Genomic DNA, 13,904 nt, shown 5'->3' on the forward strand with positions numbered 1-13,904 from the left:
GCTGATGCCGGTTGACGGGCGCTCAGCCCAACAGAAATTCCCTGATCAGCCGCAACACCTCCTCGGGCCGGTCGTGCTGCAGCCAGTGGCCGGCGTCGTCGACGGTCTCGGCGCGGGCGTTGGGGAAGTAGTCGGTGATCCCGGCCGCAGCGCCGCGCATCAGGCCGTCGCCGGCAAACAGCAGCAGCGTCGGGCAGCTGATGCGGCGCCACAGTTCGACATGGTCGTCGGCCCAGAGCCGATGCGGCGCCATCACCCGCTGATACGGGTCGAACTTCCAGCCATAGCTGCCGTCGGCATTGAGTTTAGTGCCGTGGCTGGCCAGGTGCAGCGCCAGCTCCGGCGACAGCCGCGGATTGCGCACCTGCATCTGCGCCGCCGCCTCGGCGAGGTCGCGGTAGCGCCGCGGCGCGCGCGCTTCCAGCGCGTCGAGCTGGCCGATCCATTTCAGCGTGCGCTCGTGCACCGGCGGCCTGGTCGCCGTGGGCGCTACGGTGACGCCATCGAGCACGATCAGCTTGCCGACCCGCTCCGGAAACGTTCCCGTATAGATCAGGCTGACCATGCCGCCCATCGAATGCCCGATGACGGTGATCGGCCCGCGTCCCTGCAGTGCCGGCAATCTGGTGAGGTCGTAGACGTATTCCGGCAGGCTGTAGCTACCGCCGAGCGCCCAGTCGGAATCGCCATGGCCGCGCAGATCGGGCGTGATGACGTTGAAATCCGGACGCAGCGATCGCGCCAGATGGTCCCAGCTGCGGGCGTGGTCGAGGCCGCCATGCACCAGCAGCAGCGGCGGCGCGGTGTCGTTGCCCCAATCGAGATAGTGCAGGCGTAGGCCATGCGAACGATAGAAGCGGCTTTCCGGATTTTGCATAAGGTCTCGGGCTGCAGAAGATCGAATGATACGCGGGCGAGCGGCCGGCACGTTCGTTTGGCGGCTATGCCGCAACAACAGGCTTGCCCAGTTGAAAATGTGTTGCAACAGTAGATTGCATCTTCAATGGTTCAGCCAACATCGATGTTTCAAAACGACCGCAGGCGCGGTGTCCCCATGCGGGATCGACCGGCGCAAGCCTGCAAGGGGCTTCAACATGCCTGTGCCTAAACGAGGTCGGAAGCCAGCCGGCACCGCGGTCTCACGCGTGGATACTAGCGAACTGCGGCAGAACGTGCTGGTCGCCAGCGAATTTCTCAAGACGCTCTCGAATGCGTCGCGGCTGCTGATGCTGTGCCAGCTTGCCGAAGGCGAGAAGTCGGTGTCCGAACTGGCGGCGCTGCTTGAGGAGCGGCAGCCGACGGTGTCGCAGCAGCTCGCCCGGCTGCGCGCCGAGCGCTTGGTCGAGACGCGCCGCGACGGCCAGCAGGTGTTCTATTCGCTGGCCAGCGACGAGGTGCGCAGCCTGATCCTGGCGCTGCACGGGATCTTCTGCAAGCCGAGCGGCAAGGACAAGGTGACGGTGCTGCGGCCGCGGGCGGCCGCGGCGCGAAGCGTGGCAACGCGTCGGTAGCGCTGCTCGGTCAGGTCCGGGGACTCACCCCTGCGATGGTTCGGGCTGTCGCGATGCCGATGGCGTCGTATAGGCCTGGACATAACGGCCGTAACACGCAGTTTCGCGCCGCGTCCTGACCACGCCCGAGGAGCCCGCATGCCTGCCGTCACCATTGCCGAACTGGAGCGCCTGCTCGACGACGACGTACCGTATGGCGACCTGACCACCGAGGCACTCGGCATCGGCGGACAGGCCGGCGTGATGGAGTTCGCGGCGCGTGATGCGATGGTGCTGGCGCTGGCCGAAGACGCCGCCGCGCTGCTGCGGCTGTGCGGCTGCGAGGTCGAGCTGACCGCCAAATCGGGCGATCGGCTGGCTGCCGGCGCGCCGATCCTGCGCGCGCATGGCACGGCGGCGGCTCTGCTGCGCGGCTGGAAGGTGGCGCAGACGCTGATCGAGATCTGGTCCGGCGTTGCCACCGCGACGGCCGACATCGTCGACGCGGCGCGCACGGTGTCGCCCCGCATCGCGATCGCCTGCACCCGCAAGAGCACGCCCGGTACCAAACGGTTTGCGGTCGCGGCCGTGAAGGCCGGCGGCGCCGGCATGCACCGGTTCGGCCTGTCCGAGACCATCCTGGTGTTCGCCGAGCACCGCGCGTTTCTCGACGAACCGCTCGCCGCCACCGTCACGCGGCTGCGCGCCGCCGCGCCGGAGAAAAAGTTGATCACCGAAGTATCCTCGATCGACGCAGCGCTCGCCGCCGCCGACGCCGGCTTCGACGTGCTGCAATTGGAGAAATTCGCTCCCGCCGACGTCGCCGCGCTGGCCGCGCAACTCGCCGCCGCGCCCCGCCGCCCGATCATCGCCGCCGCCGGCGGCATCAACGCCAGCAACGCCGCCGCTTATGCGCGAGCGGGTGCAGACGTCCTCGTCACCTCCGCGCCCTACATGGCCAAGCCGCGGGACGTGCAGGTGAAGATCAAAAAGCAAGTGAACTAACAAGTCATTGTTAAGCCGCAGAGTTGCCCCGAGCACGGCGCGCCCCCTCTCCCGCTCGCGGGAGAGGGCTGGGGTGAGGGGGCCCCAGGCAGTGACTCAGCGATTCGCGGAGCGGAGTGCCCTCACCCGGATCGCTGCTGGGCGAGGGCAGGACTCGCCGTCATTGCGAGCGACGCGAAGCAATCCAGCCTCGTGCACTGCGTGATTGCTTCGCTTCAGCTCGCAATGACGGATGTGCGAGTGCCTTTGGACGAATGAGCACCGAGGTTCACGCCAAATATCACACCCGCCCATGCCGCGCCGCCCGCTCCGCGATCGTGTCGCGCAGCACGATCTTCTGGATCTTGCCGTTGGCGTTGCGCGGCAGCGGTTCCGAGCGGATGATGATGCTTTCGGGCACCTTGTAGTCCGACATCCGCGCCGCGCAGTAGGCGGCGACGTCGCGCTCGTTCAGGCTCGCGCCTTCACTCGTCACCACGATGGCGTTGACGCGTTCGCCGAGCACCGGGTCGGGCGTGCCGATGATCGCGGTCTCCAGCACACCGTCGATGCCGCAGATCACGTTCTCGACCTCGGCCGAGAAGATCTTGAAGCCGCCGCGGTTGATCATGTCCTTCTTGCGGTCGAACACCCGGACAAAACCCTCGGCGTCGACCGAGCCGATGTCGCCGCTGCGCCAATAGCCGTCGACGAACTCCGTCGCGTTGGCGTCCGGCCGCTGCCAATAGCGCGGCACCACCATCGGTCCAGCGATCAGCAATTCGCCGGGCTCGCCGGGCGCGACCTCGTGGTCGTCCGCATCGACGACGCGGACTTGCGCATAGGGGATCACCTGGCCGACGCTGTCCATGTGATCGCGCCAACAGGCCTGCGGCATGATGGTGGTCGGCGAAGTGGTCTCGGTCGCCCCATAGGCATTGCGCAGCTGCAGCTGCGGCAGCCGCTTGCTCAGCATCTCGATGGTCGGCACCGGCATCGGCGCGCCGCCGAAACAGCCGATCCGCCACGCGGAGAGATCATGCTGATCGAACTCCGGCGCCATCGCCACCAGCGTGTAGATCGCCGGCACCAGGATCGAGTACGTAATCCGTTCGCGGCTCGCCATCGCCAGGAAATCCGGCGTCTTGTAGGCCTGCCGCATCAGCACCACGCAGCCGCCGGCCGCCAGCGTCGCATAGGACACGCCGACGAGACCAGTGACATGCGACAGCGGCACCGCGACAAGGCCGCGATCGTGTTCGGTGAGGTCATGCGCGCGTGCGAACGCGTAGGCCGAGTGCAAAATGCTGAGATGCGTCAGCTCGGCGCCCTTCGGCTTGCCGGTGGTGCCCGAGGTGTAGAGGATCACGGCGGTGTCGTCCTCGTGCAGCGGCGCCGGCGCGACATCGGCGGCATTTGTCGCGAGCAGATCGTCGAACGGCCGCGCGCCGGTCGCGCTGCCATGCGCGACGAAGCGATGCGTCAGCTCGGGCGCTTCGGTGGCGGACGGAATCTGGTCGGCCAGCTCGGCCTCGAACACCAGCAGCCTGGCGCCGCTGTTGCCCAGCAGAAATTCCAGCTCGGCCTTGCGCTGCCTTGTGCCGATCGGCACCAGCAGCGCGCCGATCCGGTTGCACGCCAGCGTGACGGCGAGGAATTCCCAGCAATTGCCGAGAAACAGCGCGACGCGGTCGCCGCGCGCGATGCCGAGCGAGGTCAGCGACCCTGCGATGCCGCGCACCACACCATCGAGTTCGCGATAGCTCAGCGTGCGATCGTCGACGATCGCCGGGCGGTCGCCGAACCGCGCCACCAGGTCGTCGAACATCGCTGCCAGATGCGGCGGCCGATCGGCGAAGCACAGCATCGTCAGGTCGCCGTAATGGGTTTCGCGGCGCAGTTCGCCGCCGATGCCGGGCTCCGCCCAGAAAGTCATGCGCGTGTCCTCGTGGTCGTTTCTTCTCGGCCGCGCGGCGTGTCCGCTGCGGTCCGGCACCGGCTCTGCGGTGGTGCCAGGGGAGATTATCCCGGCGGATGCGCTCACCGCCAGTCCGCGCGTGACGTGGCGCGATCGATCCATCGATGGATTGAAGCGAAGCCGTCGCCTCGACCGCGGAATCGTCATCCTGAGAGGCCGGCCTGAAATGCGCTGTTCAGGTTCGGGCACTTGCCTCTCCCCGCGTCATGCCCGGCACTCGGGTCCGGCTTCGCCGGCCCGAGCACAGGCTCTTGTGCCGGGCATCCACGCCTTGCGGGCGGAAATGCAGAAAAGGCGTGGATGGCCGGGCCTTCGCCGCGCCGAAGCGGCTACGGCCGCGCAGGCGGGACCAGCCCGGCCATGACGAAGTTTGTGAGCAACTCCGAAAAGGTGGGACCGGCCTGAGATCGGCCGGTCCCGGGATCTTACTCCGCCGCCTGCAAGATGCCGCGCGACTTCGCGATCGGGTCGGCGACGGTGTCGATCGCCTCCATCGACTTCTCGAACGGCACGAAATCGTCGTCCATGATTGCGCGCGGGTTGAAGCTTTCCTCGGCGATGACGCCGTGCACGCGGCGGCGCTGCATGCCCATGTTGCCGCCGTCATAGATCGGCAGCACCGAGGCTTCGCGCAGATACTTGCCGAATTTGTATTCGGTGGACAGGCTGTTGACGCCGACGATCTGCATGCATTTGTAGACGCACTCGAACATCGTCTCGGTCACGTTGATCTTGCACATCGCGCCGAGCAGCTCGGCGTGCTGCGCGTGCTTGTCGAGATAGTCCGCCGCACGCCACGAGAAGTAGCGGGCGGATTCGATCTTCGCCGCGATGTCGCCCATGATGTAGCCGGCATTCTGGAAGCGGATGATCGGCGTCAGCGATCCGGCAGTGTTCTTCTTGAGGAACGCGAGGGCGTCCTCGTAGGCGGCGCGCGCCACGCCGACGGCGGCGATGGCGGCCACCGGACCGGACCAGGCGAAGTTGCGGTTGATGACGAAGTCACCGTTGCCTTCGGCACCGGGCAGCAGATTGTCGACCGGCACCTTGGCGTTGTCGAAGATCACCAGCGCGTTCGAGGTGGTGCGGTGGCCTTCCTTGTCGAGAAATTTCCAGGTGATCCCCGGCGTGCCGCGTTCGACCACGATCGCTGAGAGCCCCTGGGTTCCGCCGACGCTGCTGTCGGTACGAATGATCGCTGTCTGCGTATTGCTGCCGAGGCCGTCCCAGCCCGCCGACGACGACCATTTCTTCTTGCCGTTGAGGATGAAGTAATCGCCGTCGCGCACCGCCGTCATGCCGATGCCGGCCTTCGGCAGCGGGCTGTCGAAATTCGCGGTGCCGCCGGTGCCGCCGGGCGGTTCGCCGGCCGTCCAGGCGCTCAGATAGGTGCCGGTCGGGTCGGAGGTCGCCGCGCCGATGAAGCGCTTCTTCTGTTCCTCGCTGCCGTACCAGGCGACGGGCATCAGGCCGAGGCCGTTGCACAGCACGGTGCAGGCGAAGCCGGGATCGACGGCGCAGATTTCCTCGGCCGCGATCACGAAATCGAGGCACGACAACCCGCCGCCGCCGTACTCCTTCGGCAGCATCGCCATCGCGATGCCGGCCTTGTAGGCCTCGACATAGGCGCCCTTGGTCATCTGGTAGGCCAGCATCGGATCAGGCTCCTTGTCGGCCGCTGGTATCACCGGCGCCAGGACTCCTTCGGAGAAGTCCCGCGCCATCTTCTGGATCTTGCGCTGCTCCGCCGACATCGTGAAATCGATCGCCATTCGCGTTCTCCCACTGTGCTGATTACTGATCGTTGCAGACGAAGAGCCCGGCGCCCCGCTTCAACACCGCCATCATCGGCCGCGGGCGGCAAACGACAAGAAGATGTTTTAGGCAGTAAAAACTGTTTAAACTGGCTATTAGCTTTTTGCGCGTGCACGCTGTCGGGGTTTTGTGCAGGATGTGGCCGAAATTCACGCAGCGGCGATGACGGTCTTGGGTTACATCTGGGGCAAGGGCTGAGCGGAGGCGATTGGTGATAGTCGGCGATACCCAGCAGAAGCTGCTGGCGAAACTTCTGGAAGTGAAAGCCGGATTGACGATCGACGAACTGGCGGGCGCGGTGGACCTCACCCGCAGCGCGGTGAAGCAGCATCTCGCCGGCATGGAGCGCTCCGGCTACGTGCAGCACACCTCGTCGAAGAGCGGCGGCCGGCCGCGCTTTCTGTACACGCTCACCGACAGCGGGATCGATCTGTTTCCGAAGCGCTATTCATGGTTCTCGCGCGTCATGTTCGAGAGCCTGCGCAAGAAGATCGGCGCATCGAAATTCGGCGCCTACATGTTCGAACTCGGCGTCGACATGTCGTCGGCCGCAATTCCGCGTCTGGTCGGCAAGACCAGGGTCGAGCGCGTCGTCGAGATCGTGAAAATCATGAACGAGACCGGCTTCGCCGCGCGGGTGATCTCGCCCGGCAAAGGCGAGAAGCTGCCGCGCATCGAGTGCAAGAACTGCGTGTTCCACGATCTGTCGAAAGACTATGTCGAGGTCTGCCAGTTCGATCTCGGATTTCTCTCCGGCCTGATGGGCGCGCCGATCGAGCATCAGGAGTGCATGCAGCGCGGCGGTCAGGCCTGCAGCTTCAGGTTCTTGCCGACGGCCTGAGTCTCCGGCGGCGGCGCCGTCTTGGCGAACGGCGTCGCGGCCGAGCGTGAGATCGCGCGCGGATCGAAATCGGGGCTGGCCATCACGGCGCAGATCTTGCGCATCTGCATGCCGAGATTGCCGGCATCGTAGAGCGGAAACACGGCGGCCTCGCGCAGATAGCGCTCGAGCGGCAGCGACCGGTCGAGCGCGTTGACGCCGACCACCTTCATCGCCTGAAACACCGCGTTGAACAGCATCTCGCTGCAGAACACCTTGGCCATCGGGCCGATCGCATGGCCGTCGGCGTTGTGCAGATCGTGATAGTGTGCCGCCTTCCAGGCGAAGGCGCGGCCGGCCTCGACCTTCATGGCGACTTCGGCGAGCGTGTAGGCGACCGCCTGATGCGTGATAATCGGCTGGTCGCCGCCGCCGGTGTGCGTCTTGGCCCAGCTCAGCGCGTATTCGTAAGCCGAGCGCGCGACGCCGACCGACGCGATCGCCGCCACCGGGCCGGACCACGTGAACGCCTTGTTGATCACCAGATCGCCGTCCCCGATCGCGAACGCGTTCTCCTCCGGCACCCGGCAATCCGAGAACACGACGGAATTATTCTGACACAGCCGGTGGCCGAGCTTCGACACCGGCCGCTCGTAGGAAATCCCGCCGGTGTTGCGCGGGACCACGATCGCGCTGAGGCCGCGCGAGCCCGCGGCCTGCGGATCGGTTCGCACGATGCATACGTTGACGTCCGCGCCGCGCAGGTCCCAGCCGCCGGCGTTCACCGGCCACAGCTTGCGGCCGTTGAGAATGTACTCGCCGTTCTTGCGGTCGTGCTGCGCCGTCAGTCCGATGCCGGCCGGGTAGGCCGCGGCGCCGTCGAAATTCGCCGTACCGCCGGGATTGCCCGGAGCTTCGCTCACCGTCCATCCGGCCAGATACTCACCCCGCGGATCGCTGGTCGCCTGCGGCAGCCATTTCTGCTTCTGGCTCTCGGAGCCGAACCACACCAGCGGCATCAGGGCCAGCCCGTTGACGAGCAGGATGGTGGCGAAGCCGGGATCGACGGCGCAGATCTCCTCGACCACGATCTGCAAATCGAGATTGGAAATCCCGCCGCCGCCGTATTTCTTCGGGATGAAGCCGGTGGCGAAGCCCAGCTTGTAGCTCTCGACGTAAGCGCCCTTGACCGCCTGGAAAGCCCGTTGCGGATCGCTCTCCTCGTCGGCGGCGTTCACGAGCGGCGCGAGGATGTCGTTGGCGAATTCGCGGGCGATGCGTTGCAGGCGTCGCTGATACGAGGTCAGCGTGAAGTCGATCGCCATCATCCCACCCTCTGGCGGTTCTACTTAAAACAGTTTCACATATCTAAAGTCGTGCGGCATGGCGGTAATGTGTGCAGGCCGTTCCAATTGCGGGCAGCTCGCGCAGGTCGCGCTGATGTCTCGCCCGGCCATCGCAGCCGGACCGGTGCGCGTATCGATCAGCTCGCCCATCTGGGCCGGCGCCGGATTGCGTCTCGCTCCAGGCCGAAGCAATCCTATATTGGGGTGGCGGCACCGAACCGGCGGGGCTGCTCCAAGATGCGCTATCACAGCGCTTGGGTGAACGACCCGGAGAGGGGATGCGAGTTGCGACCATCGGTGCTGGCGGCGGGTGGAATTGTGGTGCGACGCGGCGACGCGCCGCTGTTCGCCGTGGTCCGCATGCGCAAACGTGGTGACTGGGTGCTGCCGAAGGGCAAGCTCGAGCCCGGCGAAACGACGCGCCAGGCCGCCGAGCGCGAAGTGCTGGAGGAAACCGGCCACCGCGTCGCCGCCGTGCACGACTATCTCGGCACGCTGGCCTATGAGGTCGGCGGCCGTTCCAAGGTGGTGCACTTCTGGCGGATGGAAGCGGAGGCGGCGCCGAGCCGGCCGCTGATGAAGGACATCCGCGCCGTCGACTGGCTGCCGCTCGACGCGGCCCTCGCACGGCTGACGCGGGCATATGAGCAGGCGTTCCTGGCCGAAGTCGGTCCGCGGGTGCTCGCGGCGGCGACCGCTTTGGCGCCGGAGCTTGCCGCGGCCGACGAGGGCATCGCCGACCTGCCCGACGCACCGTCGCTGGCGCTGGAGCAGCCGATCGACGGCGAGGCGCGGATCGGCCTGCTGCAACGGCTGCGCGCCTGGCTGCGCGGCCGCGGCTGAGGGCGACGAAACAATCATTTGATTTGGCTCAATCCGGGGTAGCTGCGCCCGCCTATCGTTCGCGAAACGCTGCCGTTTGGTGGCAGGCGATCGGGAGGAGTAGGCATGGGGCAGGCGACCAGCCAGGCAGCTCGGGCCAGGGCGGCGGACGGGCCACCCGGCCGGCGCAAGATCTTCGGCACGCCGATCTTCGGCCCCGAAGCGGCGCAGAAGGGCTACGCCCTCAACAAGATGTGCTTCTCGTTCAACGATGCCGGCAACCGCGCCGAATTCGTGCGCGACGAGGCGGCGTATTGCACGCGCTACGGCCTGACGGCGGCGCAGACCGAGGCGCTGCTCAAGCGCGATCTCTTGAAGCTGCTCGATCTCGGCGGCAACGCCTACTACCTGGCGAAGTTCGCCGGCATTCTCGGGCTCAACATGCAGGACATCGGCGCGCTGCAGACCGGACTGACGGTCGAGCAGTTCAAGGCGAAGCTGATCGCGGCGAGGGATAGCTAATGGCGACGATCATCGGCGGCCTCGCCGCATCCCATGTGCCGGCGATCGGCGTCGCGATCGCCAAAGGTCTGCAGAAGGACCCCTATTGGGCGCCGTTCTTCGACGGCTTCGAGGCGCCGTGCCGCTGGCTCGACGCCAACAAGCCGGACGCCGCGGTGGTGATCTACAACGATCACGGGCTCGCCTTCTTCCTCGACAAGATGCCGACCTTCGCGGTCGGCGCCGCCCCCGAGTATCGCAACGACGACGAAGGTTGGGGCATCCCGGTGCGCCAGCCGTTCCGCGGCGACACCGCGCTGTCGTGGCACATCATCGAGACGCTGGTCGGCGCCGAGTTCGATCCTGTCACCTGCCAGGAGATGCTGGTCGACCACGCCTACAGCCTGCCGATGGAGCTGTTCTTCCGCGGGCGCGCCCACGACATCCCGACCGTACCGGTGGTGGTCAACACCGTGCAGCATCCGCTGCCGTCGCTGCGGCGCTGATACAAGCTCGGCCAGGCGATCGGCCGCGCCATCGAAAGCTATCCGGAAGATCTCAAGGTGGTGGTGATCGGCACCGGCGGGCTGTCGCATCAGCTCGAAGGCGAGCGCGCCGGCTTCATCAACACCGCCTTCGACCGCCGCTGCATGGACGCGATGACCGGCGACATCGACAGCCTGCTGGGCATCGACCCGCACCAGCTGGTCGAACTCGCCGGCAGCCAGGGCGTCGAAGTCATGAACTGGGTCGCGATGCGCGGCGCGCTGCTCGGCGACGTCACCGAGCTGCACCGCAACTATCATCTGCCGATCTCCAACACCGCGTCGGGCATCATGTTGCTGGAGAACCGGCCGAAGCTGGCAAGGGCGGCGTAGCCACTCGTCGCCGCCGTCATTGCGAGGAGCGAAGCGACGAAGCAATCCAGCGACAACAAACAACGCATTGCTATCACCCGAGGAAACATCGCCATGTTCGCCTTCGATCCCTATTCGCCCGCGGTCGATGCCGACCCGTTTCCGTTGTACAAAGTGCTGCGCGACCAGCATCCGGTGTATTGGAGCGAGGCGGCGCAGATGTGGGTGCTGTCGCGCTATATCGATGTCGCCGGCGCTGGCACCAACTGGCAGGTGTTCTCCTCGGCGCAGGGCAATCTGATGACCGAGCTGCCGAACCGCGCCGGCGCCACGCTCGGCACCACCGATCCGCCGCGCCACGACCGGCTGCGCGGTCTCGTCCAGCACGCCTTCATGAAGCGCAATCTCGAGGCGCTGGCCGAGCCGATGCGCGACATCGCCCGTGAGGCGGCGCAGGCGCTGCGCGGCCGCGAGCAGTTCGAGTTCATCGCCGACTTCTCGTCGAAATTCACCGTGCGGGTGTTGTTCGCCGCGCTCGGCCTGCCGCTCGGCGACGAGCAGACGGTGCGCGACAAGGCCGTGCTGATGGTGCAGAGCGACCCGATCACACGCGCCAAGGGCCCGGAGCATCTCGCCGCCTACGCCTGGATGCAGGACTACGCGGCCGGCGTGATCGCACAGCGCCGCGCGGCGCCGCAGAACGATCTGATCTCGCATTTCTCAACGGCGGAGATCGACGGTGACAGGCTCGACGAGCGCGAGGTGCTGCTGACCACCACGACGCTGATCATGGCCGGCATCGAGTCGCTCGGCGGCTTCATGAGCATGCTGGCGCTGAACCTCGCCGATTTCGCCGACGTCCGCCGCGCCGTCGCCGCCGACCCGGCACTGCTCCCTGACGCGGTCGAGGAATCGCTGCGCTACAACACCTCGGCCCAGCGATTCAAGCGCTGCCTGCAGCGCGACCTGACGCTGCACGGCGTGACCATGAAGGCCGGCGATTTCGTCTGCCTCGCCTACGGCGCCGCCAACCGCGACGAGCGGCAGTTCGCCGATCCCGATGTCTATGATCTGAAGCGCAGGCCGAAGGGCCATCTCGGCTTCGGCGGCGGCGTCCACGGCTGCCTCGGCTCGGCGATCGCCCGCATGGCGATCAAGATCGCGTTCGAGGAATTCCACAAGGTCGTGCCGGACTACACGCGCGCCGCGCCGCAGCTCGACTGGATGCCGTCCTCCACCTTCCGCAGCCCGCTGCGGCTGGAGATGACGGTCGACCGCGCCGCGACGCGGCACGCGGCGTAGCGACTAATTCTCCTCGCCCAGCGTCAGCGCCAGGCCGGTGATCGTCGTCACCACGCCGAAGGCCAGCGCGCAGGTCACGGTGAAATCGGTGAGCCGGAAGCCGGACGGGTCGAGCGCCAGCAGCGCCGGCCGGATGCCGTAAGCGTCGGAGCGGGTGGTCAGCAGCGCGAAGGCGAGGCCGATCGCGACGCCCATCAGGCCGTGGCCGGCGAGCGCCAGCGTTCGGGTGACAGCCTTGGGCGATAATCTGCGGGTCCGCGGGTCATGAATCGGCATGCGGCGCCTCCTGATCCGAGGCTGCAACGCAGGTCCCCGCACGCCGTTCCTTTCGCGCGGCGTTCCTTTCGAAGCGAGGAGGCGGCGAGTAGGCACTGCGTCATGCCCGGGCTCGTCCTGGCTCGTCCCGGGCATCCACGCCTTGCTGACGGAGACGCGAGAAAGGCGTGGATGGCCGGGACAAGCCCGGCAATGACGAGAGAGAGTGAGCGCGATGCCTTACGGCTTGGCGATGTGCCAGGCGCCGTTGAGGAAGCCGTCGCCGGTGGTGTCGCCGGGCTTCGTGTCCTTGGCGAAGGTGTAGAGCGGCTTGCCCTTGTAGGCCCACATCTTGCTGCCGTCGTCGCGGGTCACGACGGTCATGTCGCCGGCCGGCTTGGCATCGGCGGCGGCCATCAGCGGCGGCCAGTTGGTGGCGCACGGGCCGTTGCACATCGACTTGCCGCCGGCATCCTTGTCGAACGTGTAGAGCGTCATGCCCTTGGCGTCGACGAAGGTCTTGCCGGCGGCGGTGTCGGCGGTCTTGAGCATCTGGGCGGAGGCGGCGGTGGTGATCAGCGCCAAGCCGGCGGCGGCGAGCAGCGTAAGCGTGCGGGACATGCGGAGTAACTCCTGGTGAACGGGGCGACGCAAGCGCGTCCTCCTCACCAACAGCGCCGCGCGCCGATTATTCCCGCCTGATTACTCTGGCTCGCTGCTGATCGCATCGCCCCAGCTGAGACGACGGAAGCGTGCATAGGCCGCCTTGTCGCGCCGCGGTGCGACGGCGGTGCTGAGCCCATCCGGCGTGCACAGCTTGGCGGTGATCGCCACCTTGGTCTGCTCCGGCTGCGCCAGCACGCGCGAGGGCCAGAGCGGCGGCGCCGCGCGGCTCAGCGCCACGTAGCTGAATTTTTCGTCCTCATAGGGAAGTTCGGCGCCCTTGAGGTGTTGATGCAATCTGGAGCGCGGCAGCCGCTGCACGAAGTGGCACCAGTCGGGCGCTTGCAGGGGACACGCCGCGTCATGCGGGCACGGCGCGACGACGTGCGCGCCCTGCGCGATCAGCCGCGCGCGCGCCTGCAGGATACGGTGATAGCCCGCGGGGGTACCTGGCTCGACGATCAGCAGCGTGCCGGTCGTGGCGCGCCACAGCGCATCGGCGAGTTGGTCGCGCGCAGCGTCGCCGAGTTCGTTGATGACGTAGCTGGCGATCACCAGCTCGGCGGGCTGCGCGCTCGCCAGCAGTTTTCGCGCATCGCCGAGTTGGTAGTCGAGCGTCGCGGCGCGCGGACGCTCCTGCGTGAGCGTCAACGCCAGCTCACGCAGCGCCGGGTTGGCGTCGAGCAGGGTCAGCGTCCGCAGCGACTCGAACGCCTGCATTGCCGCGAACGATGCGGTGCCGGGCCCAGCGCCGACATCGAGCAGCGTACTTGGTGAGAAGTCAGGCGTGATCTCGATGAGCGCATTCAGGCTCGCCGCCACCGCCGCATACGTCCCCGGCATCCGCGCGCCCGCATAGGCGATCGCATCGGTCGCACTGACGATCGGCGCCGAGGTGCCGCCGTCGCGATAGGTGCGGGACATAGCAGCCGCGCGCGCCGCGGCATCGCCGCGCGAGGTGCCGTACATCAGCTGCTCCAGCGCGGCCTTGAGATCGGCGGGCAGGGCGGGGGAGATCATCGCAAAGCCGCGTAGCGAGCTAAGTTTCCCCTCCCCCTTGCGGGGAGGGTG

13 protein-coding genes and 1 pseudogene are annotated in these 13,904 nt (G+C 67.0%); 7 read left to right on the forward strand and 7 right to left on the reverse strand.

Features of this window, described 5'->3' with window-relative positions:
- Positions 1-22 precede the first annotated feature (22 nt).
- A complete protein-coding gene (locus D4Q52_RS02015; RefSeq protein ID WP_119854882.1) occupies positions 23-877 on the reverse strand; it encodes an alpha/beta fold hydrolase in 855 nt (284 codons plus the stop codon).
- A gap of 268 nt (positions 878-1,145) precedes the next feature.
- On the opposite strand from D4Q52_RS02015, the gene D4Q52_RS02020 reads away from it, so the two are divergent.
- Positions 1,146-1,511 (forward strand): ArsR/SmtB family transcription factor, encoded by a 366-nt coding sequence (locus D4Q52_RS02020; protein WP_425328444.1) that lies wholly within the window; start codon positions 1,146-1,148, stop codon positions 1,509-1,511.
- A gap of 138 nt (positions 1,512-1,649) precedes the next feature.
- Positions 1,650-2,495: a ModD protein gene (modD, locus tag D4Q52_RS02025; RefSeq protein ID WP_119854884.1), complete on the forward strand. Its 846-nt coding sequence runs from the start codon at positions 1,650-1,652 to the stop codon at positions 2,493-2,495.
- A 280-nt stretch (positions 2,496-2,775) separates the two neighbouring features.
- Here modD and D4Q52_RS02030 read toward each other — a convergent pair whose 3' ends face one another.
- Both D4Q52_RS02030 and D4Q52_RS02035 read right to left on the reverse strand, forming a co-directional pair.
- Positions 2,776-4,410, reverse strand: a complete 1,635-nt coding sequence (locus tag D4Q52_RS02030; RefSeq protein ID WP_119854885.1) for a class I adenylate-forming enzyme family protein — start codon at positions 4,408-4,410, stop codon at positions 2,776-2,778.
- Between the two features lie 467 nt (positions 4,411-4,877).
- On the reverse strand, positions 4,878-6,224 hold the full coding sequence (locus tag D4Q52_RS02035; protein WP_119854886.1) for an acyl-CoA dehydrogenase family protein: 1,347 nt from the start codon (positions 6,222-6,224) through the stop codon (positions 4,878-4,880).
- Positions 6,225-6,478: 254 nt separating this feature from the next.
- On the opposite strand from D4Q52_RS02035, the gene D4Q52_RS02040 reads away from it, so the two are divergent.
- Positions 6,479-7,108 (forward strand): helix-turn-helix transcriptional regulator, encoded by a 630-nt coding sequence (locus D4Q52_RS02040; protein WP_119855126.1) that lies wholly within the window; start codon positions 6,479-6,481, stop codon positions 7,106-7,108.
- Here D4Q52_RS02040 and D4Q52_RS02045 read toward each other — a convergent pair.
- On the reverse strand, positions 7,072-8,412 hold the full coding sequence (locus tag D4Q52_RS02045) for an acyl-CoA dehydrogenase family protein (protein WP_119855127.1): 1,341 nt from the start codon (positions 8,410-8,412) through the stop codon (positions 7,072-7,074). The genes D4Q52_RS02040 and D4Q52_RS02045 overlap by 37 nt on opposite strands.
- 258 nt (positions 8,413-8,670) lie before the next feature.
- Here D4Q52_RS02045 and D4Q52_RS02050 point away from each other — a divergent pair, with 258 nt between their 5' ends.
- From D4Q52_RS02050 to D4Q52_RS02065, 4 genes and pseudogenes are all read left to right on the forward strand, one after another.
- On the forward strand, positions 8,671-9,276 hold the full coding sequence (locus D4Q52_RS02050; protein WP_119855128.1) for an NUDIX hydrolase: 606 nt from the start codon (positions 8,671-8,673) through the stop codon (positions 9,274-9,276).
- A 105-nt stretch (positions 9,277-9,381) separates the two neighbouring features.
- Positions 9,382-9,777 carry a protocatechuate 4,5-dioxygenase subunit alpha gene (locus D4Q52_RS02055; protein ID WP_119854887.1) on the forward strand — a complete coding sequence of 132 codons (396 nt, stop codon included), beginning with the start codon at positions 9,382-9,384 and terminating at the stop codon, positions 9,775-9,777.
- A pseudogene (locus D4Q52_RS02060) lies at positions 9,777-10,634 on the forward strand (class III extradiol dioxygenase family protein). Before D4Q52_RS02055 ends, D4Q52_RS02060 begins: the two are co-directional and overlap by 1 nt.
- A gap of 93 nt (positions 10,635-10,727) precedes the next feature.
- The gene (locus D4Q52_RS02065; protein ID WP_119854888.1) at positions 10,728-11,915 is read left to right on the forward strand and encodes a cytochrome P450; all 1,188 of its coding nucleotides are present in this window, start codon (positions 10,728-10,730) and stop codon (positions 11,913-11,915) included.
- Positions 11,916-11,918: 3 nt separating this feature from the next.
- Here the strand turns inward: D4Q52_RS02065 and D4Q52_RS02070 are convergent, their stop codons facing one another.
- The 3 genes from D4Q52_RS02070 to D4Q52_RS02080 form a co-directional block, all read right to left on the reverse strand.
- Entirely contained in the window at positions 11,919-12,191 is a 273-nt protein-coding gene (locus D4Q52_RS02070) for a hypothetical protein (protein ID WP_119854889.1), read from the reverse strand.
- 219 nt (positions 12,192-12,410) lie between these two features.
- Positions 12,411-12,791: a COG4315 family predicted lipoprotein gene (locus tag D4Q52_RS02075; RefSeq protein WP_119854890.1), complete on the reverse strand. Its 381-nt coding sequence runs from the start codon at positions 12,789-12,791 to the stop codon at positions 12,411-12,413.
- A gap of 81 nt (positions 12,792-12,872) precedes the next feature.
- Positions 12,873-13,853 (reverse strand): small ribosomal subunit Rsm22 family protein, encoded by a 981-nt coding sequence (locus D4Q52_RS02080; RefSeq protein WP_119854891.1) that lies wholly within the window; start codon positions 13,851-13,853, stop codon positions 12,873-12,875.
- Positions 13,854-13,904 lie beyond the last annotated feature (51 nt).

It is taken from the genome of Rhodopseudomonas palustris, from assembly GCF_003591005.1.
Classification (GTDB): domain Bacteria; phylum Pseudomonadota; class Alphaproteobacteria; order Rhizobiales; family Xanthobacteraceae; genus Rhodopseudomonas; species Rhodopseudomonas palustris_K.

Bases quoted from the DNA above. Each gene is read 5' to 3' on its own strand.
- D4Q52_RS02015 (WP_119854882.1), bottom strand. From the start codon at position 877: ATGCAAAATCCGGAAAGCCGCTTCTATCGTTCGCATGGCCTACGCCTG.
- modD (WP_119854884.1), top strand. From the start codon at position 1,650: ATGCCTGCCGTCACCATTGCCGAACTGGAGCGCCTGCTCGACGACGAC.
- D4Q52_RS02030 (WP_119854885.1), bottom strand. From the start codon at position 4,410: ATGACTTTCTGGGCGGAGCCCGGCATCGGCGGCGAACTGCGCCGCGAA.
- D4Q52_RS02035 (WP_119854886.1), bottom strand. From the start codon at position 6,224: ATGGCGATCGATTTCACGATGTCGGCGGAGCAGCGCAAGATCCAGAAG.
- D4Q52_RS02045 (WP_119855127.1), bottom strand. From the start codon at position 8,412: ATGGCGATCGACTTCACGCTGACCTCGTATCAGCGACGCCTGCAACGC.
- D4Q52_RS02050 (WP_119855128.1), top strand. From the start codon at position 8,671: ATGCGCTATCACAGCGCTTGGGTGAACGACCCGGAGAGGGGATGCGAG.
- D4Q52_RS02055 (WP_119854887.1), top strand. From the start codon at position 9,382: ATGGGGCAGGCGACCAGCCAGGCAGCTCGGGCCAGGGCGGCGGACGGG.
- D4Q52_RS02065 (WP_119854888.1), top strand. From the start codon at position 10,728: ATGTTCGCCTTCGATCCCTATTCGCCCGCGGTCGATGCCGACCCGTTT.
- D4Q52_RS02070 (WP_119854889.1), bottom strand. From the start codon at position 12,191: ATGCCGATTCATGACCCGCGGACCCGCAGATTATCGCCCAAGGCTGTC.
- D4Q52_RS02075 (WP_119854890.1), bottom strand. From the start codon at position 12,791: ATGTCCCGCACGCTTACGCTGCTCGCCGCCGCCGGCTTGGCGCTGATC.
- D4Q52_RS02080 (WP_119854891.1), bottom strand. From the start codon at position 13,853: ATGATCTCCCCCGCCCTGCCCGCCGATCTCAAGGCCGCGCTGGAGCAG.